Consider the following 21,323-nt stretch of genomic DNA (forward strand, 5'->3'; position numbering starts at 1 on the left):
TAGAACAGCCCTGTGAAGAAAACTTCGGGACGGGTCCTGGAACTGCTCGGGCTGCTCCAGACGCGTGCCGAATGGACCGCTCCGGAGATCGCCGAGAGGCTCGGGGTGACCGACCGGACGGTGCGCAACGACATCGGTCGGCTGCGCGAGCTGGGCTATCCGATCGAGGCCGAGCGAGGCCGAGCCGGCCACTACCGGCTGGGGGTCGGAGCGAAGCTGCCGCCGCTGCTGCTCGATGACGAGGAAGCCGTGGCGGTGGCCGTGGGGCTGCGCACGGTCACCGGCGTCGCGGGCTTCGAGGACAGCGGTGCTCGGGCACTCACCAAGCTGGAGCACGTCCTGCCCGACCGGCTGCGACGCCACATCGCCAGCCTCCGCGACGCCACCGAGGCGGGTCCGGTCAACACCGACTCCAACGTCGAGGACCCCGAGGTCGATCCCGGCGTGCTCACCGAGATCGCGGCGGCGATCCGTGACCATCGCGGCCTGCGCGTCTTCTATCGCCGTGACGACCTGGACGAGCGGATCGAGTTCGAGCCGTACCGGATGGTGGCGTGGCAGCGGCGGTGGTTCGTCGTGGGCCGCGATCCGTCCACGGGCGACTGGTCGCCGTACCGGGTCGACTGGCTGACGCTCCGCCTCCCCGGCGGGCGCGCCTTCACCCCTGCTCCCCTGCCGGGCGACCTGACCGAGCTCGTGGTGCGCGAGGTGGCCCGGACGGGCTGGGCGGTGCACGCCCGGCTCGTGATCGACGCGCCCGCCGACGAGGTCCTGGCCCGGATCAATCCGGCGGTCGGTGTGGTCGAGGCCCGCGAGGACGGACGCTGTGTCCTGGTCACGGGTGGCGACAGCCTCGAGATCGTCGCGGTCTGGATCGGCATGCTCGGACTGGACTTCACGGTCGAGTCGCCACCGGCGCTCGTGGACCATCTCCGGGTCCTGGCCGACCGATATGCGCGTGCCCTTGTCGGGACGGCGCCCTAGGGTTCCCGTCATGACGCGACTCGTGGACGCCCGGACCGACCAATTCGTCGAGGACGTGGCCGCACTCGACCCCCTGACCGCGACGTATGCCGGCATCCCCGGCCACGAGCACGAATTGCCCGACTTCTCCCCCGACGGCTTCGCTGCCAGCGAGGAGCTGCACCGCCGCGCCCTGGCCGACGTCGCCGCCCTGGAGGTGAGCGACGCCCGCGAGCAGGTCGCCAAGGACGCCTTCCTCGAACGCGTCGGGCTCACCGTCGAGCGCGCGGACGCCCGGATCGACCGCAGCGAGTTCTCCGTCATCAGCAGCGCGATCCACGCGGTCCGCGAGATCTTCGACCTGATGCCGACCGGCACCACCGACGAGTGGGAGGCGATCGGCCAGCGACTGGACGCCGTCCCCGCCGCCCTCGACGGCTACCGGGCCACCCTCCTGGAGGAAGCCAACGCCGGCCGGGTCTCCGCGCGGCGCCAGTACGCCGAGGTGGCCAGCCAGGTGCGCGGCTGGACCGGGCAGGAGGGCACGGCGGGTGACTACTTCCAGCAGGCCGTCAGCGCCGCACCCGATGCCCTGAAGCCCGGGTTGACCCGGGCGGCCGAGGCCGCCTCGTCGTCGTACGCCGAGTTCGGCCGGTTCATCGAGACCGACCTCCGGCCCCGGGGCCGCGAGACCGACGGCGTGGGCCGGGAGGCGTACTCCCTCGCCTCGCGCTACTTCCTCGGCGCCACCGTGGACCTCGAGGAGACCTACGCCTGGGGTTGGGAGGAGCTCAAGCGGATCGAGGACGACATGGCCTCGACCGCCCAGCGGATCGTCACCGGTGGCTCCGTCGCCGACGCCGTGGCCGCGCTCGATGCCGACCCGGCCCGCGACTGCGGCAGCCGTGAGGCCTTCCAGGCGTGGATGCAGGCCAAGTCCGATGCGATCCTCGCCGACTTCGACGGCGTGCACTTCGACATCGCGGACCCGATCCGCACCCTGAACTGCAAGGTGGCTCCCACCAACGACGGCGGCGCCTGGTACTCCCCGCCCACCGAGGACTTCTCCCGGCCCGGCACGATGTGGTTCTCCTTCACCGACGACCACAAGCAGTACTCCACGTGGCGCGAGACGACCACGGTCTTCCACGAGGGCGTGCCCGGCCACCACCTGCAGTGCGCGCAGGTCGTCCACCAGGCCGAACTGCTCAACCGCTGGCAGCGGCTGCTCTGCTGGGTCAGCGGCCACGGCGAGGGATGGGCGTTGTACGCCGAACGGCTGATGGACGAGCTGGGCTACTTCGCCGATCCGGGCGATCGGCTCGGTTTCCTCGACATGCAGGGCTTCCGGGCAGCGCGGGTCATCGTCGACATCGGCGTGCACCTCGGCCTGACGATCCCGAAGGACAACCCGTTCGGCTGGCGGCCGGGCGAGGTCTGGGACGCCGATCGGGTCTTCGAGTTCATGCGGGCCCATTCCCGGATGGACGACGGCTCGCTCAGGTTCGAGGTCAACCGTTACCTCGGCTGGCCGGGGCAGGCGCCGTCGTACAAGGTCGGGGAACGGATCTGGCTCGACGCCCGCGCGGACGCGCAGGCGCGCCACGGCAGCGCGTTCGACCTCAAGGCCTTCCACACCGCTGCGCTCGACCTCGGCTCCCTGGGGCTCGACCCCCTGAAGGCCGCGCTCGCCAGGCTCTGAGCCGTGCTCCGGCTCGATCCCCAGCAGGCCCGGCGGATCGCCGTCCGGGCGCAGCTACTGGACGCGTGGCGCCCCGAGTCGCTGGTGGCGACCGTCGACCACCTGACCCTGCTGCAGGTCGACCCGACGGCCGCGATCGCGCCGAACGTCGACCTGGTCGCGTGGTCGCGCCTCGGGACCGGCTACGCCCCCTCGGACCTGCGCTTCGCGCTCGAGCAGGAGCGCTCGCTCATCGAGCACGGTTCGTACGTCCGGGTGATGGACGACGTCGTGCTGGACCTGGCGACCGTGCGCCGCTGGGGCCGCCACGACCGGGCGTTGCAGTGGATGGGCGCCAACGCCGCCTTCCGGGCCGATGTGCTGGCCCGGGTGCGCGACACCGGACCCGTGATCGCGAGCGAGGTACCCGACACTGCGGTCGAGCCGTGGCAGTCGACGGGCTGGACCAACGACAAGAACGTCGTGCTCATGCTGGAGTTCCTGATGATGTTCGGCGAGCTCGCCATCAGCGGACGACGGGGACGGCTGCGCTGCTTCGACCTGGCCGAGCGGGTCCATCCCGCCGACCTCACCGTTCCGTCCTACGAAGACGCCTGTGTCGAGCTCGCCGGTCGGCGCCTCGCCTCCCTCGGGATCGCCCGCGCCAGGCCGGCCGCCCAGTTCTCCGAGTTCGTCGAGGTCGGCGACATCGGGGAGGAGGCCGAGGTGGAGGGCGCCTCCGGGACGTGGCGGGTCGACAGCGACGCACTCGCTGCGTCCGAGGAGCCCTTCGAGGGTCGGTGCGCCCTCCTGTCACCGTTCGACCGACTCGTGTACGACCGCGACCGGGCGCAGGAGCTGTTCGGGTTCGAGTACGTCCTGGAGATGTACAAGCCGGCCGCGAAGCGCCGCTGGGGCTACTTCGCCCTCCCGATCCTGTACGACGACCGGCTGGTCGGGAAGCTCGACGCGAAGGCCGATCGCAAGACCCGGACGCTGCGGGTGCATGCCGTCCACGAGGACTTCGCGTGGGACCCGGCCATCGGTGACGCCGTCGAGGCCGAGGTGCAGGCGCTCGCCGACTGGCTGGGCATGGAGGTCGTCCGCGGCTGACGACAACCATCCGTCGACGCCAGCCCGTCCTGAGGGGTGGAGGTGGTGAGATGCGCGAGGCTGTTCCCGTGCTCGTCAACGAGAGGACCGGCGATGCGCCGACGTTCGAGGAGTACGTCGCTGCCCGCAGCCAGGCGCTGTGGCGCAGCGCGTGGCTGCTGACGGGCGACCGCCACAAGGCCGAGGACCTCGTCCAGACGGCGCTGATGAAGTGCTGGCGCCGGTGGGACCGCATCGACGGCGGTGCCGTCGATGCCTATGTACGACGAACGATGCTCACCACCTACACCGACTGGTGGCGGCGGCGCTGGAACGGCGAGGTGCCCACGGGCACACTGCCCGACCGTCCGGCCTCCGGTGCCCTCGACCGCGGCCACGACCCCGGCGTGCGCCGGGACGTGCTGGTGGCACTGGCCGGCCTGCCGCGCGGACAGCGAGCGGTCGTCGTGCTCCGGTTCTTCGACGACCTCTCCGAGGCCCAGACCGCCGAGGCGCTCGGCATCAGCGCCGGCACGGTCAAGAGCCAGACCTCGCGCGCCCTGCGCGCCCTCCGCACATCCGGACTCCTGGAGGACACCCATGACTGACGAGACCCAGCTCCGCAGCCTGCTCCGGGCCGCGGTCCCCGACGACGCCTCGAGCCTCGACCCGCAGGTGGTCAGCACGGCTGCACGTCGCGCACGCCACCGCCACCGCCTGGTCGGCCTCGGCGCCGCCGCAGCGACGATCGCCGTCATCGGCGCCGTCGCGGTGGTCGCGACCCAGGGGCCGGACGACGATCGCGCTGCGGACAGCACCGGGACGACCGCGCCCTACGACGCCCCCGCCTGTCCGGCGACGCTGCCCGAGCTCAACGACGCCAACATGCAGGTCGATGACCTGCGCGGGCTGACGAGTGTGCGCCTGTGCCCCGATCCCGATGCTGCCGGCCAACCCGGGTCGTTGTCGCGTGAACTGGTGCGCGCTCGTGAGGCAGTACTGGGTGGGATGGACGCCCTCGTCGGCGACTTCGCGGAGTTCGCCGACCAGTTGGAGAACATCGAGCCCTTCGATCCCGGACGATGTGCCGCGATCGACTTCGTCGCCACCCGCCAGTCCTTGCAGTTCAGCTACGCCGACGGCAGCACCGTGCTGGTCCCGACCGCCCCGTGCTCACCGATCAGCTTCGACGACCACGCAGTCGACGGCGGGTTCCTGGCGGACGCCTACCTGGCCGCCCTGGGCGAGCAGCGCGACCGCCTCGACTACACCCGGCCGTACGAGGGTCCGCTCTCCTGCGACCAGTGGACCGCTCCGTCCCCGGCCCGCCCCGGTCGCGAGCACCTCATCGCCGCCGTGCTGTGCTCGCCGCAGACGGACGCAGCACCGACGAGCAAGGTGGCAGACCTCAGCGCCGACCAACTCGCCGACCTCGACGCCGCCTGGCAGAACCCGGGCGAGGTCGCCGAGGACCTCAACGAGTTCGGCGAGAACAACTGCACCGAACTCCAGGACGCGCCCTTGACTCTCGTGGCGGCCACCGACCACGGCGACGTCATCCGTCTCACCCAGAGTCCATGCGGATTCCTCAACTGGAACAGCTGGGAGCTGGGCGAAGGCAAGGCGATCCCCACGACCCTCGAGGACCTCGGCCTCGACTGACGAGGCTCAGCCAATCCTGCCGATGTCCTCGGGCTTGCCCTCGAAGTAGCTGTCCAGCACCCACTGGGTACGACGCTTGCCCCAGCGCGTCAGCCGGTCCTTGCCCCCGGGCAGGCGACCGAGCACGCGGTAGCGCAGGGTGTTGAGGCCGACGAGGTAGGCGTGGGCCCAGGGCGGGCGCATCGGGAGGCCGAGCTCGCGCATGCTCTCGGGGCCGAGGAAGACGGTCAGCATCGAGAGCAGCCGCTCCCGCTCGAAGCGGCCGCGAAGCCCCTGGAGGGGCGCCGGGACGCCCGGGTAGGTGCGCTCGGCCTGCGTCGCCACGACCGCCTGCGCGAGCTTTGGGCCGGCGTCGGACATGGGACCCTGCGCGAGCAGCACGTGGTAGTCGATCCGGTGGCGTTCCCACTCGTCGTCGACGAGGAAGTCGTCGTCGACACCGATCAGCCAGCCGACGTACTTCCACAGGTGCATGACGGCCCGCGACTCCTGCTTGTTGATCGGCACGCCGAGGGCGCGCGAACCGATGAGCAGGACGCCGTCGAACAGCCCGAGGGTCGAGGCCTGGTCGGCCTGGTTGATCGGGAGGCCCCAGCGGGCGGAGTCCCAGTTCGGCTCGAAGGCGTGGTTGACCATGGCGTGCATGAGGCGCACGTGCACCGTCAGTCGCCAACCCTCCCCTGCCGGCGCACCGTCGCGCGGCGCCACCAGCGAACCGGGCTCGGTGAGGCTGGCGCCCCACTTCTGCGTCTCGGCCAGCCGGCGCAGCGTCGCGCCACCGGTCAGGGCGCCCGTGGCCACGAGCAGGTCGGTCGGCCCACCGAACCGGTAGCCACCGACGAGGGACAGCTGGAGCAGGACGTCCTGCGCGTTCTGGCCGAGGCGACGGAAGACGCGAGCGCCCTCCTCGAGCAGCGCCCGGTCGAGCCAGTCCGGCTCGGCCTCCACGAGGGAGAAGAACTCGATGAGGGCCGGCGGCGCGTCGGGCACCGACCCGACGCCGTACTCGAGGGCCCTGCGGACCTGCTCCATCGTGACCCGGCCGGGGACGCCTGCTCGCAAACGGATCGCGTCCGCGAGCCGGGCCCCGGGCTCGTCACGCTCCATCATCGCCTCGCCGATGCGGGCCAGGAGGTCCTCGTCGACGCCCTTCACGCGACCGACCAGCTTGAGCGGACGGCCGAGGCGACGGTTGCGCTCGACGCCCGCCATGAAGCGGGTCGGGGTGGTGCCGGGCAGGGACCCCTGGGGGGTGACGTCAGCAGCTGCGCTCATGCTCCATGGTGACGCGAGCATTTACTCGTGTTCAAGTCGCGAATGTCGAGCCCGATCCTGCCGATGGTCTCGACATGACCACCGACGTCACCGGGGTGGAGCGCCTGCTGCTCGCCATCCAGGAGCTGTCGCTTGCCGCCGACCTCGACGACGTCCAGGCCGTCGTCCGCACCGCGGCACGCGAGCTCGCCAACTGCGACGGCGCGACCTTCGTCCTGCGCGACGGCGAACAGTGCTTCTACGACGACGAGGACGCGATCGAGCCACTCTGGAAGGGACTCCGGTTCCCCCTCGAGGCCTGCATCAGCGGCTGGGCGATGGTGCACGGCACCCATGTCGTCATCCCCGACATCTACGCCGACCCGCGCATTCCGTTCGAGGCCTACCGCCCGACCTTCGTGCAGAGCCTGGTGATGATGCCCGTGCGCTCGATCGATCCGATCGCCGCGATCGGCGCCTACTGGGCCGAGCACCACACCGCCACCGACGGCGAGGTCGCGCTGTTGCAGGGGCTCGCCAACGCGGCCTCGGTCACGCTCGACAAGGTCACCATCCACCACCAGCTGGCCTCCGCCGTCGAGCTGCACCAGGCCACCCACCGCCTCGCGACCACCGACGACCTGACCGGCCTGTGGAACCGCCGCGGCTTCCTCGAGCAGGCACAGCTGCGGTGGGAGCAGCGCACCGGCGACACCGCCTCCGTCGCGTTCATCGACGTCGACGGCCTCAAGCTCGTCAACGACGACGGCGGCCACGACGCCGGCGACGCCCTGATCCGCCGCGTCGCCGACGTGCTGCGCAACCACCTGCGCGACAGCGACGTCATCGCCCGTCTCGGCGGCGACGAGTTCGCGGTCATGAGCCCCGACCTCAGTGCCGAGGAACTGCACGCCCGCCTCGGCCCGGCCCTGGCTCGGCGCGCCAGCGTCGGCACCGCGCCGCTCACTGCGATCGACCGGTTGCCCGAGGCGCTGCTCCACGCCGATGCCCGGATGTACGACACCAAGCGACGCCACCTGTCCACCCGCACCGCCTGACCCACCTGACCCGCCTGACCGGTCTACGCTCGGGCCCGTGCGCAAGGCTCCCCGGCAGGCCCGCTCCCGCGAGATGGTCGAGCGGATCATCACCGCGGGCCGCGCCGTACTCATCAAGGACGGGTACGACGCCTTCAGCACCAACCGCGTGGCGACCACCGCGGGGGTCAGCCCCGGTTCGCTCTACCAGTACTTCCCCGACAAGCAGGCGATCCTCGACGTGGTCATCGACCGCCACTGGGAGCACGTGGCCGAGAGCGTCGCGGCGTCCGTGTCCGACCGGATCGGCGGCTCGGGCGCGAGTGCCGTGCGCGACACCGTTGATGCGCTCGTGGCGGCGCTGGAGGCGGACCCCGCCCTCCTGCGGGTCATCGCCGAGGAACTGCCCGTGGCCCGCAACCGGGCCCGGCGCGGCGCGCTCGAGAAGCAGGTGAGTGACCTCGCCGCGATCTACTTCGCGGCCCGACCGGAGACGAGTCGACGCCCGTCCCCGACGGTCGCTGCGTGGGTGCTGGTCCTCAGTCTCGAGACCCTCGCGTCCCGGTGGGTGCTCGACCAGCCTGCGAACCTGGACCGCGACCAGCTCCTCGACGAGATGGTCGCCCTGGTCATGGGCTACCTGCAGGCCTGATCGATCAGTTGTGGCGGCCGGAGAGGGCCATGCCGACGCCGAGCCCGATCATCGACGTACCGCCGATGGCACCGAGCGCACTGCCGCGGCGCTCCGAGGCGACGAACCACTCGCGCGCGCGGCCGGCGGCCAGCGCCCAGACCGAGTCGCACGCCAGGCCGAGGACCACGGCCAGGCTGCCCAGCGCGAACATCTGCGCCGGCACCGGTGACGACGAGGACTGGTCGACGAAGGGCGGCAGCATCGCAGCGAAGATCAGGAAGCCCTTCGGGTTGCTGATGCCGACCACGAATCCCTGCCGGACGGCCTTCCAGCCGGTGAGCGACGCCCGTGCGTCGCCGTCCCCCATCCGGAACTCCCTGCGGTGGCGCAGGGCCTGCACGCCGAGCCAGACCAGGTACGCGGCACCTGCGAACTTGATGATCGTGAAGACCAGCATCGACTCGGCCACGATCGCACCCAGGCCGAGGCAGACGAGTGCCATCACGACGAACAGTCCGAGGGTGTTGCCGATGACGCTGGCGAGCGCGACCCGCTGGCCGTAGGAGACCGCCCGGCCGACCACGAAGACGACGCTCGGTCCGGGAATGACGATCACGACCAGCGCGGCCAGGCCGAAGCCCAGGAGCTGGTCGAGGCCGACCATCAGGCCTTCCCGTTGCTCTCGACGTCGTTGTCCTCGGCAGCCGGGACGTCGCCGTACACGCCGGCGTCCTTGGCCTTGCCGGCCTTGCGCAGGCTGCGCGTGAGGAACCAGCCGATGACCGCCACGGCGAGGATCAGGAACATGAAGACGGCGAAGCCCATCCACCCCGCGACCACGTCGTTGTCGTCCGGTGCCTTCTCCTCGGCGCTGAGCAGGACGGAGGTGACGGTGACAGCGAGCGCGTGCATGACGTCAGTCTCTCAGGCGTCGCCCGGTGAGGGCGCAGCGATGCCCGCGAACAGGTCGTCCTCGGGCAGTGGCGAGGTGACGTGACTGGTCACCAGCTCGAAGTCCTCCGTCGGCCAGACCTTCTCCTGCAGCTCGCGCGGGATCGCGAACCAGAACCCGTCGGGGTCGATCTGGGTGGCGTGGGCGAGCAGGGCCTGGTCGCGGACGCCGAAGTACTCGCCGCACGGCACCCGGGTCGTGATCCGGGCGTCCCACTCGGGCTCCGGCTTCCACTCCTTGAGGCGCTCGGCCCAGGGCGACTCGAGGTCGTGCGCGAGCATCGCCTCGTGCAGCGCCAGCATCCGGGGACGGTTGAACGAGTGGTGGTAGTACAGCTTGAGCGGCTGCCACGGCTCCCCTGCCTCAGGGAAACGGTCGGGGTCGCCTGCTGCCTCGAAGGCCGCGACGCTCACTTCGTGGCACCGGATGTGGTCGGGGTGCGGGTAGCCACCGCGCTCGTCGTACGTCGTCACGACGTGGGGGCGGAACTCGCGCACCTCGCGCACGAGGCGCTCGGTCGCCTCCTCGAGCGGGGCCAGCCCGAAGCAGCCGTCCGGAAGCGGCGGCTTGGGGTCGCCGTCGGGCCACCCGGAGTCCACGAACCCCAGCCAGGTCTGGCTGACACCGAGGATGTCGCGTGCCCGCTCCATCTCCTGACGACGGACCTCGGTGATGTTCGCGAGGATGTCGGGGCGATCCATCTTGGGGTTCAGGATCGACCCTCGTTCGCCGCCGGTGCAGGTCACCACACGCACCGCAGCACCCTCGGCGACGTACTTCGCCGTGGAGGCCGCACCCTTGCTCGACTCGTCGTCGGGGTGGGCGTGGACGTGCATCAACCGCAGCCCGGAGCGGTCGATCGCGGGCGCGTGCGTGGTGGGCATGCCCCCCATCGTAGGAAGAACGGTCGTGGGACCATGAACCGGTGAGCTCTCCCGACACGCTGACCAGCCGGTACGGCGCCCCGTCGCGCGGCCGACGGCTGGCGGTGATCGCCCTCGCGGTCGCCGTTTCGGTCACCTTCCTCGGCTGGTTGCTGTGGGCGATGCTCTTCCACGCCAGCCCGGCCGTCTCCTCGGAGGAGATCGGCCACAAGGTGATCGACGACCACAACGCCACCATCGAGGTCCAGATCCAGTACGGCGACGGGCCGGTCGACGCCGAGTGCGACCTGCGTGCGATCTCGCACGACAAGGCCGTCGTCGGCGAGCTCACCTTCGAGCCGGACCCGGCCGACGGGCCGACGTACGACATCGCCATCAAGACGCACCGCCGGGCGACCACGGTGCAGTGGATCGGCTGCAAGACCGAGGGCCAGCCCCGGTATCGCTGACCCGCCCGAGCCCGGGCGGGTAGACTCGTTCGTTCTGTACCCGAACGGGTGCACGACGAGCAGTACAGGAGCTTCACATGACGCAGACCGACCAGTCCGGCGGCGCCAACACCATCTGGCTGACCCAGGACGCCTACGACAAGTTGCAGGCGGAGCTGGCCCACCTCAAGGGTCCCCGCCGCGCCGAGATCGTGTCCGAGATCAGTGCCGCCCGCGAAGAGGGCGACCTCAAGGAGAACGGCGGCTACCACGCCGCCCGCGAGGAACAGGGCAAGAACGAGCTCCGGATCCTCCAGCTCGAGGACATGCTCCGTCGTGCCGAGGTCGGCGAGACGCCGCCGGACGACGGCATCGTGGAGCCCGGCATGGTCGTGACCTACAAGTTCGAGGGCGATGACGACGCCGACGCGGAGTCCTTCCTCCTCGGCGCGCGCGAGATCGACCCGGGCGACGGGCTGACCGTCTACTCCCCCCAGTCCCCCCTCGGCCAGGCCATCAACGGCCGCAGCAAGGGCGAGACGGTGAGCTACGAGGTCAACGGCAAGGCACAGACCGTCGTCATCCTCGACGCGAAGCCGTTCGTGGCCTAGGCCACCACGGGTTCGTCGGAACCGTCCGTCTCCACCTCGGAGGCGGGCGGTTCTGCCATTTGGGCCAGGTGCAGCACCACCGCGTTGGCCGCCGCCGCCAGCGGTACGGCGACGAGGGCGCCGGCGATGCCCGCGACGAGCACGCCCCCGGCGATCGCCAGGATCACGCCGAGCGGGTGCAGCGAGACCCAGCGACCGAGCAGGAACGGCTGGAGGATGTGGCCCTCCAGCTGCTGGACGCCGATCACGACACCGAGCATCAGCAGCGCGGTCAGCGGCCCCTGGTCGACCAGCGCGACCAGGATCGCCACGCTGCCCGCGATCGAGGCACCGATCATCGGCACGAACGCGCCGAGGAACACCAGGACGCCGATCGCCAGCACGAACGGCACGTTCAGGATCGCCGCTCCGAGCGCGATGCCCGCCGCGTCGACGAGCGCGACCAGGACGGTCGCGCGCACGAACTGGACCAGCGAGATCCAGGCGACCTTGCCCGAGCTGTCGACCCGCTCGCGGGCCGCACGCGGCGCGATGCGCACGATCCACGACCAGATCCGGTCGCCGTCGGCGAGGAAGAAGTACGTCGCGAACACCGCGATGAAGAACCCGGCGACCACATGGCCCAGCGCGGCGCCGACCTCCGTGACCTGGGTGAGCAGCTCCCCGTTCTTCGAACGGTCCTGGATCATGTCCTGGGCGTTCTTGATGTAGTCGTTGATCTGCGAGTCGCTCGCGTTGAGCGGCCCGTCGCGCAGCCAGTTCCGGATCTCCTGCAGGCCCTGCACGGTCGAGTCGGCGAGGTCGTTCGCGCCGGACGCGACCTGCTGCCCGGCGAACGTGAGCAGCGCACCCACGACCGCGAAGCCGGTGATCACGACCAGCAACGCCGAGAGGCCCCGTGGGACACCCATCCGGGTCAGGGCCCGGACGAACGGTGCGGCCAGCGCGCTGATCAGCAGTGCCACTGCGATCGGGATCGTGACGACGGCGAAGAAGCCGAGCACCCGCATCAGCAGGTACGTCGCCGCGGCGATGATGAGGATGCGCCAGGCCCAGCCCGCGGCGAGGTCGAGCCCGAAGGGCACCTCCGCGCGGCGGTAGTTCGACGGACCGCTCGCGAACGCCGGGAGCTCGGCCCGACGCTCCTCGCGGCGCTCTTCGCGCACGATCGCCCACTGGTGGGCGAAGCGCCGGAAGCGCCGCTCCTCGCGTTCCTCCTCGGAAAGCGGCGGCTCCGCCACGGGCACCTCGTCCGGATCCACGGGATCGTAGGGCTCCGGTGCGGGTTGGTCCTCGGGCTCGGTCGGGCCGTCGCTCGTCACGGGCCTCAGGCTAGACGAGACCACCGAGGGCGCGGTCGAGATCGGCGAGCAGGTCGTCTGCGGTCTCGATCCCGACACTGAGCCGGACCAGGTCCGCCGGGACCTCGAGGTCGGTGCCGGCAACGCTGGCGTGCGTCATCCGGCCCGGGTGCTCGATGAGCGACTCCACCCCGCCGAGCGACTCACCGAGGGTGAACACCTGCGTGGCGGCGCACACGGCGAGAGCCTGCTCCTCGCCGCCCGTGACGCGGAACGAGATCATGCCGCCGTACCGCTTCATCTGGCGCGACGCGACCTCGTGGCCGGGGTGCTCGGGCAGTCCGGGGTAGATCACCTGGCTGACCGCCGGATGGGTCGAGAGGAAGTCGGCGATCCTCTCGGCGTTGTCGCAGTGTCGTTCCATCCGCAGCGCCAGCGTCTTCAGGCCACGCAGCACCAGCCACGCGTCGAACGGACCAGCGACGCCACCGATGGCGTTCTGGTGGAAGCCGATCTTCTCGGCCAGCTCGGCGTCGTCGACGACGAGCGCACCACCGACGACGTCGGAGTGGCCGCCGGCGTACTTGGTGGTCGAGTGGACGACGATGTCGGCGCCGAGCGCCAGCGGCTGCTGGAGGTACGACGACGCGAAGGTGTTGTCGACGACGAGCCTCGCGCCGGCGTCGTGCGCCACCGCGGCGATCGCCTCGATGTCACCGATCGAGAGCAGCGGGTTGGTGGGGGTCTCGAGCCACACGAGCTTCGTCTCGCCGGGCCGGATCGCGGCCCGGACCGCGTCGAGGTCGGTCACGGGTGCCGGGCTGTGGCTCAGCCCCCAGGCCGTCGCGACCTTGTCGAAGAGCCGGAAGGTGCCGCCGTACGCGTCGTTGGGGAGCACGACGTGGTCGCCGGGCCGGCACAGGGCGCGGACCAGGGTGTCCTCGGCCGCGAGACCGGACGCGAAGGCGTAGCCGTGCGCGGCGCCCTCGAGCGCGGCCAGCGTCGACTCCAGGGCCGTGCGCGTCGGGTTGGCCGAGCGGCTGTACTCGTAGCCGTTGCGCAGCCCGCCGACGCCGTCCTGGGCGTAGGTCGAGGTCGCGTAGATCGGCGGGATCACGGCGCCGGTGGTCGGGTCCGGCTCGTAGCCGGCGTGGATGGCCCGGGTCTCGAAGCCAGCAGTGTCAAGGTGCTCGCGGTTGCTCACCCCGTGAGCCTAGCGAGCACCGTCACGAGGACCGGCCTCGCTCGTTCAGCCTGATGTGACCGCGCCCCGCCGCTCCTTCGTCGCCCTGCTCTCCACCCTGCTCGCCACCGTGCTCCTGACCGTGCTCACGAGCGGGGGCAGCGGGATCGGCGCGCCGGCCGCTTCCGCCGACGACACGGGCACAACGGGCGATCCCGACCCGCTGCGCGGGCTCGTGCTGCCGGTGTTCGACAGCCTCATCGGCCTGTTCGCGCCGCTCCCGCTGCCCGCGACGCCGTACACGGGAAACGTCTGCGTGAGCGGTGCCGACGAGTGCATCGACGACGTCGTCGTGCGGATGGAGGAACGCCTCGACCGGCTGTCCGGGTCGTGTGCCCACTCGTCGATCTTCTCGCTGGCCTACCTGCGGGTGACCGAGAACGTCCGCGACGCCGTCCGCTCCGGCTACTTCACCGACCGGGCCTGGCTCAACCGCGTCGACGCCGTGTTCGCCGAGCTCTACTTCGACGTGACCAGCAAGTGGGAGTCCGGCCAGCGAACCGGCCTCCCGATGGCCTGGCAGATCGCGCTGAAGGCGGAGGACGACCGGGCGATGAGCGGCCTGGGCAACTTCATGCTGGCGATGAACGCCCACATCAACCGCGACTTCCCGCACGTGCTGGCCACGGTCGGCCTCACCGGACCCGACGGCAGCCACAAGGCCGACCACAACCGCTACAACAACCGGCTCGACACCCTCTACGGACCGGTCTTCGCCGAGGAGGCGCGTCGCTTCGACCCGACCTTCGACGACATCGACGCCGGCACCGTCGAGGAGACCGCCGCCGGCCTGATCATGCGCGGCTGGCGCGAGATGGTCTGGCGCCACGCCGAGGCCCTCACCCTCGCGAAGACCCCCGCGCAGCGCAGGCTCGTCGAGCAGGAGATCGAGCTCTACTCCGTCCTCCAGGCAAAGGTCATCCGCGCCGTCCTCGTCGCCCAGCCCGCGAAGCGCGACGCCTGGTGCGCCGTGCACGGCCGCGACGACTGATCAGGGTCGGAAGGCAACCTCCTCGACCAACGACCCGCCCACAGGTGTGAGGCTTGCCTGCCCGGAGAGAATGGGGGCATGTTCTCCCGTCGCAAGTCCGAGATGGTCGACCCTGCCCAGGCCCTGCCTGGCCGCGCTGCTCCCGCGTTCGCGCTCCCCCCTCTCCACGAGGTCCTGCACACGCCCCTGGTCACCGGTCCCGCCGAGGGTGACGTACCCGACGGACTCGAGGCCGCGGTCTTCGGCCTCGGCTGCTTCTGGGGCGCCGAGGAGATCTACTGGCAGGTCCCCGGCGTCTGGTCGACGTCGGTCGGGTACGCCGGCGGCATCACCCCGCACCCGACGTACGAGGAGGTCTGCAGCGGACGCACCGGCCACACCGAGGCCGTCCGGATCGTCTTCGACCCCGACGTCGTCTCGTACGCCGACCTGGTGAAGAAGTTCTTCGAGGTCCACGACCCGACGCAGGGCATGCAGCAGGGCAACGACCACGGCACGCAGTACCGCTCGGCGATCTACTTCACCAGCCCCGAGCAGGAGACCACCGCCCGCGAGCTCACCAAGGTGTACGGCGAGGAGCTGGCCCGTCGCGGCTTCGACCCGATCACGACCGAGATCGCCCCGGCCGCCGAGTACTACTACGCCGAACCGCACCACCAGCAGTACCTGCACAAGGTGCCGCACGGCTACCGCTGCCACGCCTCGACCGGGATCTCCTTCCCGGCCTGATGTGACTGGCTGACACACTCGACGCATGGCTGATCTCCCGCGCAAGGCAGCAGCGCGCACGGCACGTCTGGCCGCCCTGCCGCTGGGCTACGCCGGCCGTACCGCGCTCGGCTTCGGCAAGCGGATGGGCGGGGCCTCCGCCGAGGCGGTGATGAGCGACATCCAGCAGCGCACGGCCGAGCAGCTGTTCCGCACCCTCGGGGAGCTCAAGGGCGGGGCGATGAAGTTCGGCCAGGCGCTGTCGGTGCTCGAGTCGGCGCTGCCGGAGGAGATGGCGGCGCCGTATCGCGAGCACCTGACCCGGCTCCAGGACTCCGCACCCCCGATGCCGACCCAGACGGTGCGCAACATCCTGGCCGAGGACCTCGGCCCGAACTGGAAGAACCAGCTGGTCTGGATGGACGGCGCCCCGACCGCGGCCGCCTCGATCGGCCAGGTCCACGAGGGCAGGTGGCACGACGGCCGGCGGGTCGCGGTGAAGGTGCAGTACCCGAACGCCGGCGAGGCCCTGATGTCCGACCTGCGCACGCTCGCGCGGGCCGCCCGCGCGATCGGGCCGCTGATCCCCGGCGTCGACATGAAGCCGCTCGTGGAGGAGGTCCAGGCCCGGGCGCGCGAGGAGCTCGACTACGAGCTCGAGGCCGAGGCGCAGCGGATGTTCGCGTCGACGTTCCGCGACGATCCCGTCATCGACGTCCCCGACGTGGTGGCCGTAGGCCCGCGGGTGCTCATCACCGAGTGGCTCGACTCGGCCGGATCGCTCGCGACGATCATCGCCGACGGAACTCCGGAGGAGCGCGACCACTACGGCGAGATCTTCGCCCGGTTCCTCTTCTCCGGACCGGCCCGGACCGGCCTGTTGCACGCGGACCCGCACCCCGGCAACTTCCGCATCATCCCGAACGACGACGGAACGCCCGGCCGGATGGGGGTCCTCGACTACGGATCGGTGGCCCGCCTCCCCCAGCGTGGGCTGCCGGCGCCGATGGGCCGACTGATCTCGCTGTGCGCCGCGGGTGACGGCGAGGCGCTGATCGAGGGCCTGCGCGAGGAGGGCTTCCTCAAGGACCGGATCAACCTCGACCCCCAGTTGCTGATGGACTACCTCTCACCGTTCGTGGAGCCCACGCTGGTCGAGCGGTTCCGGTTCAGCCGGGAGTGGATGCGCGAGCAGTTCCAGCGGATCAACAATCCGCGGGACCCGGCGTACACGGTGTCGCTCAAGCTGAACCTGCCGCCGTCGTACGTCCTGATCCACCGCACCTGGCTCGGCGGCGTCGGCGTCCTCAGCCAGCTCGAGGCCGAGGCATCGTTCCGCTCATTGATGGAGGAGTTCCTGCCGGGCTTTGTGGCGGCGGCGCCCGGCCACAGCACCACCGAGGAGTGACCAATGGCATCGACCACCGGCGGTGACGTTCGCGCCGTCAAGGCGCTCGGGCTGGTGCGGGTCGGCGTGGGGGTGGCCATGATGGCCGCGCCCCGCCTCATCGGACGCAGCGACGACCCGTCCTTCGTCCTGCTGCTGCGGACCATCGGGGTCCGCGACCTCGTGATCGGCGCGGGCACCGTCGCGGCGCCCGCCTCCGCGACCGCCCTGTGGGGCTGCGCCGCCCTGGCGAGCGACTCGATCGACGTCGCGGTGGGCGCCGCGTCGACGCCGATGATCGGGCTGGGACCGGGGCTGGTCGCCACCCTTCTCCCGGTACCGTTCGCCGCCTTCGGCGCCTGGGCCGTACGACGCGCGCTCGGCTGAGCCCCCTCGCCCGGGCGAGGGGCCACGTCACCAGATCCCGATGACGCCTCCACCGATCCGGACGATGAACGCGCTCACGACCACGATGAAGAAGATCCGCACGAACTTCGCGCCCCGCGACACCGCCGTACGCGCTCCGAGGTAGCCGCCGACCAGGTTGCAGGCACCCATCATCAGGCCGACGTCCCACAGCACGGCACCGGTCGGGATGAACAGCAACAGCGCACCGATGTTCGTGGCGAGGTTGGCCAGCTTGGCCTTGGCCGAGGCCTGCAGGAAGTCGTAGCCCATCAGGCCGACGAGGGCGAACACGAAGAAGCTGCCGGTGCCGGGTCCGAGGATGCCGTCGTACAGGCCGATGGCGAAGCCGACCCCCATCGCGGCGACCAGGTGGCGGTGGCCGTCGAACCGGAGCTCGGTCTCCTCCCCCATGCTGGGTCGCACCAGCACGTAGGCACCGACGGCGACGAGGGCTGCCAGCACGATCGGCTCGAACGCCTCCCGCGGGATCCTCGAGGCCGCGAGGGCGCCGGTGAACGCGCCCGCCAGCGCGAACAGCATGAGGGGCCCGAAGGTCTTCGGGTCCGGCCGGAGCCTGCGGTAGTACGTCGCCGAGCTCGCCGCCGTCCCGCACACCGAGGCGATCTTGTTCGTGGCCAGGATCTGCACCGGGCTGGCACCCGGCAACCCGAGCAGCAGCGCCGGGAGCTGCACGAGGCCGCCACCACCGACCACCGCGTCCACGAAGCCGGCCGTCAGCGCGGCCAGCGCAAGGAGCGCCAGGACGGTCAGGCTCAGGTCGCTCATCGCGACCGACCCTACGACCTCGTCGTACTACTTCCACGTGAGGTCGGTGTACCCCCGGTCCTGGTAGTCGTTGGCCACGTCGTTCGACGTGTCGACGCAGGACGAGCCGATGCTCACCTGGGTGCCGGCAGGCCCGAACTGGAACCTGAGGTCGTCCCCGTCCCTGGAGCCTTCGACGATGGCGGGGTTCTCCACGCGCTTCACCGTCCAGCCGTCGGCCTCCATGGCGCTCGCGGCGGCATCAACCATGTCCTCCACCGGCTCGTCCGACGGACCGAAGTTCAGGGACACCCGATGGATGACACCACCCGCTGCCAGGCCGTCCCCACAGGTCACGAACCGGTGCCGCCCACTCACGAACTCCGGGCCCGTGCCGTCCATGGCGTCGTGGACGACACCATCCACCGCGGCCAGTGCCCGCGCCTCCACGGCGTCCACGTCCTTCTGGTCGGTGGCGGGGTCGTCGCTGCACCCGGACAGGCTCGCCGCCAAGGCCATGCCCGCAGCGATTGTCCAGCCCCTCATCAGAGGAACCGTCCCGGACCGAAGCCTCGCGACAACGAATCGATGAAGTCCCTGCCCCATTCCTCGACTCCGTCCACGATCGGCCCTCCCGCGCCCTTGATCGACGACTCCACCAGATACTCCGGCAGCGTCTGATAGTGCCCCTCGTCGGTCCATCGTTCGCGCTCCTCGTCGTGGATGACGTTGTCGTCCTGGTTGACCACGATGGCTCCCAGGTTGTGCAGTGAATCGCCCTTGAAGTACGACGTGTGATTGTCGAGCGCGTCCTGGATCCGTGAGGACCCGTCCCCGGTCTCGAACCTCGTGGCTCCGAACGACTCCTGAGCAGGGTCGCCTCCCAGCGTTCCGGGACCGTCGTCGGCACCCAGGAGCGACACCGGGTCATTGTCCTTGGCACCCACCCACACGTCCGCGTCCGTCAGCGCCGCTGCCGTGTACTCGGGGACGCCCGGACTGCCGATCAGGATGGCGTCATCGACGGGCAGGCCGTCCTGGAGGGCGTGGCCCACGGTGGTGGACCCATAGCTGTGACCGATCGCCGTCAGGTGGGCGCGCTCGCCCTCGTCGGACGCACGGAGCCCGTCGATGAAGTCGGAGAACCGCTCGCCGCCACGATCAGCTGCACCCGGTCCGACGACGGAACCGAAGTCGAGCAGGTCATCGACCCTGCCCACCGGATTGCCACTGGGGGCGTCATAGTCGAGCCAGAAGACGCTGGCCACGGTCCCGTCCGTCTGCCCACTGGCCGATGCGTGGAGGTCCTCCGTCCGGGCGAGATTGCCGGGCAGGCTCGACGTCTCGCTGGTCAGGCCGGGCACGTTGACCGACACGTGGTCGGCACGGTCGGGGTCACCGAAGCTGATCGCGACCCCACCGTCGCCCCCGTGCTCGCCGGGCTTGTAGACGATGACGTGGACCAGGTGCTCGCCGGTGAGCGGATCGATGTCGTCCAGCCGGCCGTTGAGCTCCTCGCGGATCACCGTGGCGTTGTCCAGGATCGCGCGCTCGTCGTCGGTCAGCTCCCCGTCGGCCTCCTGGCGGGTGAGCCGATCGATGTCGCTGTAGACCGCGGCACGGTTGGCCTCGTCACGATCACGCACGGGAATGCCGTCGGCGTTGCCGATGTCGTGCGGCCGCTCGGCGAGCAGGGCCTGCTTCTGCGCACGTGACAGCGTCCGCCACCAGGCAGCCAGGGCCACGGGATCGCCGACACGGCGGTCGAAGGCGCGGCCGAGCGCGTCGGGATCGGGCCGATCGGGATCCTGTGCTGCCCGCTGTCCCTCCGCGATCTCGTCGACGCCCCGGAGCGATCGGACGAACTCGTCCTCGGCATCGTCAGCGTCGCCGTTCCACACGGTGATGTCGTCCACCAGGTCCGTTGCTCCGGCGCGGAGGGCGGCTGCACGACGTTCCCACGCGGTGACGTTGATCTCGACCGCCTCGTTGCCCTCGATCTCGGCCCGGAGGGTCTCGACGTCGTCGTTCAGCGTCGTCCGACGCTTTGCCAGCGCAATCCGTCGGGCACCGAGCCTCACGAGCCGGTCCTCGAACCTGTCGGTCGCGATGATGGCCTGCTCCAGCGCAGCCTCCGACACGTCGACCCGCCGCGCGAAGCGGGTCGTGCCGTGGTCGGCGGCATCCCGCGCATCGCCCTGCCACCCCTCGGGGACCCCTTGGGACTCGGCCCACGCCTGGACGTCCTTGACCTGCACCTCCACCGCGCGAAGGTTGGTCGCGAACGTGGCCGCCCGGACCGCCGTGGAGTCCAGGGTCGGGACCGGGTCGATCGTGCGGGGAAGCTCGATCGTGACCATCAGCGTTCCCCGATCGGTGCCGCACGGTGAGCCCAACCGAGGAGCGCGCGTGCCTGCTCGGCAGCAGCGGCGTCAGTGAACTCGAAGTCGCCGCTGACCTCGACGAAGGCATCGCTGTTGGCCTGGGCCGCCTCCGCGCGCCGCTTGAGCTCGTCGGTCCAGGTCGTCTGGAACGCCTCGACAGCGGTGACCACCGCGGGCGCGAACCCGGCCGTCGACGCCTTGCCCAGCCGGCGCCACGCGCCGTCCAGTCCATCGGCCGCGTCGTCCCAGGCAGTCTTGGCCGCTGCCAGGACGCCCGGAGGGACGTCGATCGTCACTCCCATGACGCCACCTCCGTCCGGAGGTCGTCAAGGACCGCCTGTACGACCTCGGGGGCGAGCTCGGAGGTGACCGCCAGGGGAACGCTGGTCAGGGTCACGACGGTGGCTCCCGGCCCGGCAATGGCTTCGACCGCCACCTGCCCGTCGGTCGCCCGCAGGACCGGGAGGCCGTCCCTGCCTCCCGGGTGGAGCATCCAGCCCTGTTCGCCCAGGTGGACGAAGAGCCGCTGCAGGAGCTCGGTGCCCGCCTCCTGCCCGATCCCGGTGACGGCCTTCTTCAGGACCAGGCACCGTTGCCCCTCCGCCTGCTGCCAACGAATGCTCGGAGGCGCAGGGTCAGCGTGTTCGGCGACGACCGGGCGGATCCCGCGCCAGGTCTCCTGAAGGGCGGCCGCGGCCCGACGCACCTCATCGACCGATGCAGGAGGGCCAGCCGCGTCCGGCCCTGTCGAGGCGTCAGGAAGGACGACGACGTCGAGGTCGGGGTGGCGGCGTCGTACGACGGACCAGAACGGGTCGTCGTCGAGGAGGGATGGATCGACGCGATGGAGGCGCCCGGGATTCGCTTCGCTCATGGACTGATCGGTGCCCGTGGGTCAGGTCACACAAACCAACGCCCGGCGTTGTCCACAGGCGCTC

At 70.7% G+C, this 21,323-nt stretch carries 24 protein-coding genes; 13 read left to right on the plus strand and 11 right to left on the minus strand.

Annotated elements, in window-relative coordinates; genetic code table 11:
* The first annotated feature begins 12 nt into the window (after positions 1–12).
* The 5 genes from ACOACQ_RS04400 to ACOACQ_RS04420 are packed head-to-tail and all read left to right on the plus strand — an operon-like array spanning position 13 to position 5,398.
* The gene (locus ACOACQ_RS04400; RefSeq protein ID WP_420287682.1) at positions 13–984 is read left to right on the plus strand and encodes a helix-turn-helix transcriptional regulator; all 972 of its coding nucleotides are present in this window, start codon (positions 13–15) and stop codon (positions 982–984) included.
* A 10-nt stretch (positions 985–994) separates the two neighbouring features.
* Positions 995–2,665 carry a DUF885 domain-containing protein gene (locus tag ACOACQ_RS04405; RefSeq protein ID WP_420287683.1) on the plus strand — a complete coding sequence of 557 codons (1,671 nt, stop codon included), beginning with the start codon at positions 995–997 and terminating at the stop codon, positions 2,663–2,665.
* A gap of 3 nt (positions 2,666–2,668) precedes the next feature.
* Positions 2,669–3,757, plus strand: a complete 1,089-nt coding sequence (locus tag ACOACQ_RS04410) for a DNA glycosylase AlkZ-like family protein (RefSeq protein ID WP_378597370.1) — start codon at positions 2,669–2,671, stop codon at positions 3,755–3,757.
* Between the two features lie 50 nt (positions 3,758–3,807).
* The gene (locus ACOACQ_RS04415; RefSeq protein ID WP_378597369.1) at positions 3,808–4,344 is read left to right on the plus strand and encodes a SigE family RNA polymerase sigma factor; all 537 of its coding nucleotides are present in this window, start codon (positions 3,808–3,810) and stop codon (positions 4,342–4,344) included.
* Positions 4,337–5,398, plus strand: coding sequence for a hypothetical protein (locus tag ACOACQ_RS04420; protein ID WP_420287684.1), 1,062 nt, complete (start codon positions 4,337–4,339; stop codon positions 5,396–5,398). Before ACOACQ_RS04415 ends, ACOACQ_RS04420 begins: the two co-directional genes overlap by 8 nt.
* Positions 5,399–5,404: 6 nt before the next feature.
* On the opposite strand, the gene ACOACQ_RS04425 is transcribed toward ACOACQ_RS04420, so the two are convergent.
* A complete protein-coding gene (locus tag ACOACQ_RS04425; protein ID WP_420287685.1) occupies positions 5,405–6,673 on the minus strand; it encodes an oxygenase MpaB family protein in 1,269 nt (422 codons plus the stop codon).
* A gap of 74 nt (positions 6,674–6,747) precedes the next feature.
* On the opposite strand from ACOACQ_RS04425, the gene ACOACQ_RS04430 reads away from it, so the two are divergent.
* Positions 6,748–7,710, plus strand: coding sequence for a diguanylate cyclase (locus ACOACQ_RS04430; RefSeq protein WP_378597366.1), 963 nt, complete (start codon positions 6,748–6,750; stop codon positions 7,708–7,710).
* 37 nt (positions 7,711–7,747) lie between these two features.
* Positions 7,748–8,341 carry a TetR/AcrR family transcriptional regulator gene (locus ACOACQ_RS04435; protein ID WP_378597365.1) on the plus strand — a complete coding sequence of 198 codons (594 nt, stop codon included), beginning with the start codon at positions 7,748–7,750 and terminating at the stop codon, positions 8,339–8,341.
* A gap of 4 nt (positions 8,342–8,345) precedes the next feature.
* On the opposite strand, the gene ACOACQ_RS04440 is transcribed toward ACOACQ_RS04435, so the two are convergent.
* Genes ACOACQ_RS04440 through mca form a run of 3 tightly spaced genes read right to left on the minus strand, consistent with a single transcriptional unit; the run spans position 8,346 to position 10,159 of the window.
* Positions 8,346–8,987, minus strand: a complete 642-nt coding sequence (locus ACOACQ_RS04440) for a LysE family translocator (protein ID WP_420287686.1) — start codon at positions 8,985–8,987, stop codon at positions 8,346–8,348.
* Positions 8,987–9,235 (minus strand): hypothetical protein, encoded by a 249-nt coding sequence (locus ACOACQ_RS04445; RefSeq protein ID WP_378597364.1) that lies wholly within the window; start codon positions 9,233–9,235, stop codon positions 8,987–8,989. The genes ACOACQ_RS04440 and ACOACQ_RS04445 overlap by 1 nt, the downstream gene beginning before the upstream one ends.
* 12 nt (positions 9,236–9,247) lie before the next feature.
* The gene (gene mca, locus ACOACQ_RS04450) at positions 9,248–10,159 is read right to left on the minus strand and encodes a mycothiol conjugate amidase Mca (RefSeq protein WP_378597363.1); all 912 of its coding nucleotides are present in this window, start codon (positions 10,157–10,159) and stop codon (positions 9,248–9,250) included.
* Between the two features lie 41 nt (positions 10,160–10,200).
* Between mca and ACOACQ_RS04455 the strand changes: the two genes are divergently transcribed.
* Together ACOACQ_RS04455 and greA are read left to right on the plus strand one after the other, a co-directional pair.
* The gene (locus ACOACQ_RS04455) at positions 10,201–10,608 is read left to right on the plus strand and encodes a DUF4307 domain-containing protein (RefSeq protein WP_378597362.1); all 408 of its coding nucleotides are present in this window, start codon (positions 10,201–10,203) and stop codon (positions 10,606–10,608) included.
* Positions 10,609–10,685: 77 nt separating this feature from the next.
* Complete coding sequence (gene greA, locus ACOACQ_RS04460; protein WP_378597361.1) at positions 10,686–11,198, plus strand: transcription elongation factor GreA; 513 nt, start codon at positions 10,686–10,688, stop codon at positions 11,196–11,198.
* Here the strand turns inward: greA and ACOACQ_RS04465 are convergent.
* Together ACOACQ_RS04465 and ACOACQ_RS04470 are read right to left on the minus strand one after the other, a co-directional pair.
* The gene (locus ACOACQ_RS04465) at positions 11,195–12,520 is read right to left on the minus strand and encodes an AI-2E family transporter (RefSeq protein ID WP_420287688.1); all 1,326 of its coding nucleotides are present in this window, start codon (positions 12,518–12,520) and stop codon (positions 11,195–11,197) included. The genes greA and ACOACQ_RS04465 overlap by 4 nt on opposite strands.
* Positions 12,521–12,530: 10 nt before the next feature.
* On the minus strand, positions 12,531–13,703 hold the full coding sequence (locus ACOACQ_RS04470) for a cystathionine gamma-synthase (RefSeq protein ID WP_420287689.1): 1,173 nt from the start codon (positions 13,701–13,703) through the stop codon (positions 12,531–12,533).
* 55 nt (positions 13,704–13,758) lie between these two features.
* Between ACOACQ_RS04470 and ACOACQ_RS04475 the strand changes: the two genes are divergently transcribed.
* The 4 genes from ACOACQ_RS04475 to ACOACQ_RS04490 all read left to right on the plus strand — a co-directional run bounded on the left by ACOACQ_RS04475 (position 13,759) and on the right by ACOACQ_RS04490 (position 17,215).
* Positions 13,759–14,733 carry a DUF5995 family protein gene (locus tag ACOACQ_RS04475; protein WP_378597358.1) on the plus strand — a complete coding sequence of 325 codons (975 nt, stop codon included), beginning with the start codon at positions 13,759–13,761 and terminating at the stop codon, positions 14,731–14,733.
* A gap of 78 nt (positions 14,734–14,811) precedes the next feature.
* Complete coding sequence (gene msrA / locus ACOACQ_RS04480; RefSeq protein WP_378597357.1) at positions 14,812–15,462, plus strand: peptide-methionine (S)-S-oxide reductase MsrA; 651 nt, start codon at positions 14,812–14,814, stop codon at positions 15,460–15,462.
* Between the two features lie 25 nt (positions 15,463–15,487).
* Positions 15,488–16,849 (plus strand): ABC1 kinase family protein, encoded by a 1,362-nt coding sequence (locus ACOACQ_RS04485; RefSeq protein WP_420287690.1) that lies wholly within the window; start codon positions 15,488–15,490, stop codon positions 16,847–16,849.
* 3 nt (positions 16,850–16,852) lie between these two features.
* Positions 16,853–17,215 carry a hypothetical protein gene (locus ACOACQ_RS04490; protein WP_420287691.1) on the plus strand — a complete coding sequence of 121 codons (363 nt, stop codon included), beginning with the start codon at positions 16,853–16,855 and terminating at the stop codon, positions 17,213–17,215.
* A gap of 27 nt (positions 17,216–17,242) precedes the next feature.
* Here ACOACQ_RS04490 and ACOACQ_RS04495 read toward each other — a convergent pair whose 3' ends face one another.
* From ACOACQ_RS04495 to ACOACQ_RS04515, 5 genes are read right to left on the minus strand one after another with little or no spacing between them, the layout of a single operon-like run.
* Positions 17,243–18,022 (minus strand): sulfite exporter TauE/SafE family protein, encoded by a 780-nt coding sequence (locus ACOACQ_RS04495; protein WP_420287692.1) that lies wholly within the window; start codon positions 18,020–18,022, stop codon positions 17,243–17,245.
* Between the two features lie 27 nt (positions 18,023–18,049).
* Positions 18,050–18,547: a hypothetical protein gene (locus tag ACOACQ_RS04500; RefSeq protein WP_420287693.1), complete on the minus strand. Its 498-nt coding sequence runs from the start codon at positions 18,545–18,547 to the stop codon at positions 18,050–18,052.
* Complete coding sequence (locus tag ACOACQ_RS04505) at positions 18,547–20,361, minus strand: alpha/beta hydrolase (RefSeq protein WP_420287694.1); 1,815 nt, start codon at positions 20,359–20,361, stop codon at positions 18,547–18,549. The genes ACOACQ_RS04500 and ACOACQ_RS04505 overlap by 1 nt, the downstream gene beginning before the upstream one ends.
* Positions 20,361–20,687: a hypothetical protein gene (locus tag ACOACQ_RS04510; protein ID WP_420287695.1), complete on the minus strand. Its 327-nt coding sequence runs from the start codon at positions 20,685–20,687 to the stop codon at positions 20,361–20,363. Before ACOACQ_RS04510 ends, ACOACQ_RS04505 begins: the two co-directional genes overlap by 1 nt.
* Positions 20,678–21,259, minus strand: a complete 582-nt coding sequence (locus ACOACQ_RS04515) for a hypothetical protein (RefSeq protein ID WP_420287696.1) — start codon at positions 21,257–21,259, stop codon at positions 20,678–20,680. Before ACOACQ_RS04515 ends, ACOACQ_RS04510 begins: the two co-directional genes overlap by 10 nt.
* Positions 21,260–21,323: the final 64 nt, after the last annotated feature.

Source organism: Nocardioides sp. CPCC 206347 (assembly GCF_048654605.1).
Lineage (GTDB): Bacteria > Actinomycetota > Actinomycetes > Propionibacteriales > Nocardioidaceae > Nocardioides.

Excerpts from the sequence above, each read along its gene's own strand:
- ACOACQ_RS04405 (WP_420287683.1), top strand. The coding sequence starts at position 995 with ATGACGCGACTCGTGGACGCCCGGACCGACCAATTCGTCGAGGACGTG.
- ACOACQ_RS04415 (WP_378597369.1), top strand. The coding sequence starts at position 3,808 with ATGCGCGAGGCTGTTCCCGTGCTCGTCAACGAGAGGACCGGCGATGCG.
- ACOACQ_RS04420 (WP_420287684.1), top strand. The coding sequence starts at position 4,337 with ATGACTGACGAGACCCAGCTCCGCAGCCTGCTCCGGGCCGCGGTCCCC.
- ACOACQ_RS04425 (WP_420287685.1), bottom strand. The coding sequence starts at position 6,673 with ATGAGCGCAGCTGCTGACGTCACCCCCCAGGGGTCCCTGCCCGGCACC.
- ACOACQ_RS04430 (WP_378597366.1), top strand. The coding sequence starts at position 6,748 with ATGACCACCGACGTCACCGGGGTGGAGCGCCTGCTGCTCGCCATCCAG.
- ACOACQ_RS04440 (WP_420287686.1), bottom strand. The coding sequence starts at position 8,987 with ATGGTCGGCCTCGACCAGCTCCTGGGCTTCGGCCTGGCCGCGCTGGTC.
- ACOACQ_RS04445 (WP_378597364.1), bottom strand. The coding sequence starts at position 9,235 with ATGCACGCGCTCGCTGTCACCGTCACCTCCGTCCTGCTCAGCGCCGAG.
- mca (WP_378597363.1), bottom strand. The coding sequence starts at position 10,159 with ATGCCCACCACGCACGCGCCCGCGATCGACCGCTCCGGGCTGCGGTTG.
- greA (WP_378597361.1), top strand. The coding sequence starts at position 10,686 with ATGACGCAGACCGACCAGTCCGGCGGCGCCAACACCATCTGGCTGACC.
- msrA (WP_378597357.1), top strand. The coding sequence starts at position 14,812 with ATGTTCTCCCGTCGCAAGTCCGAGATGGTCGACCCTGCCCAGGCCCTG.
- ACOACQ_RS04485 (WP_420287690.1), top strand. The coding sequence starts at position 15,488 with ATGGCTGATCTCCCGCGCAAGGCAGCAGCGCGCACGGCACGTCTGGCC.
- ACOACQ_RS04490 (WP_420287691.1), top strand. The coding sequence starts at position 16,853 with ATGGCATCGACCACCGGCGGTGACGTTCGCGCCGTCAAGGCGCTCGGG.
- ACOACQ_RS04495 (WP_420287692.1), bottom strand. The coding sequence starts at position 18,022 with ATGAGCGACCTGAGCCTGACCGTCCTGGCGCTCCTTGCGCTGGCCGCG.
- ACOACQ_RS04500 (WP_420287693.1), bottom strand. The coding sequence starts at position 18,547 with ATGAGGGGCTGGACAATCGCTGCGGGCATGGCCTTGGCGGCGAGCCTG.
- ACOACQ_RS04505 (WP_420287694.1), bottom strand. The coding sequence starts at position 20,361 with ATGGTCACGATCGAGCTTCCCCGCACGATCGACCCGGTCCCGACCCTG.
- ACOACQ_RS04510 (WP_420287695.1), bottom strand. The coding sequence starts at position 20,687 with ATGGGAGTGACGATCGACGTCCCTCCGGGCGTCCTGGCAGCGGCCAAG.
- ACOACQ_RS04515 (WP_420287696.1), bottom strand. The coding sequence starts at position 21,259 with ATGAGCGAAGCGAATCCCGGGCGCCTCCATCGCGTCGATCCATCCCTC.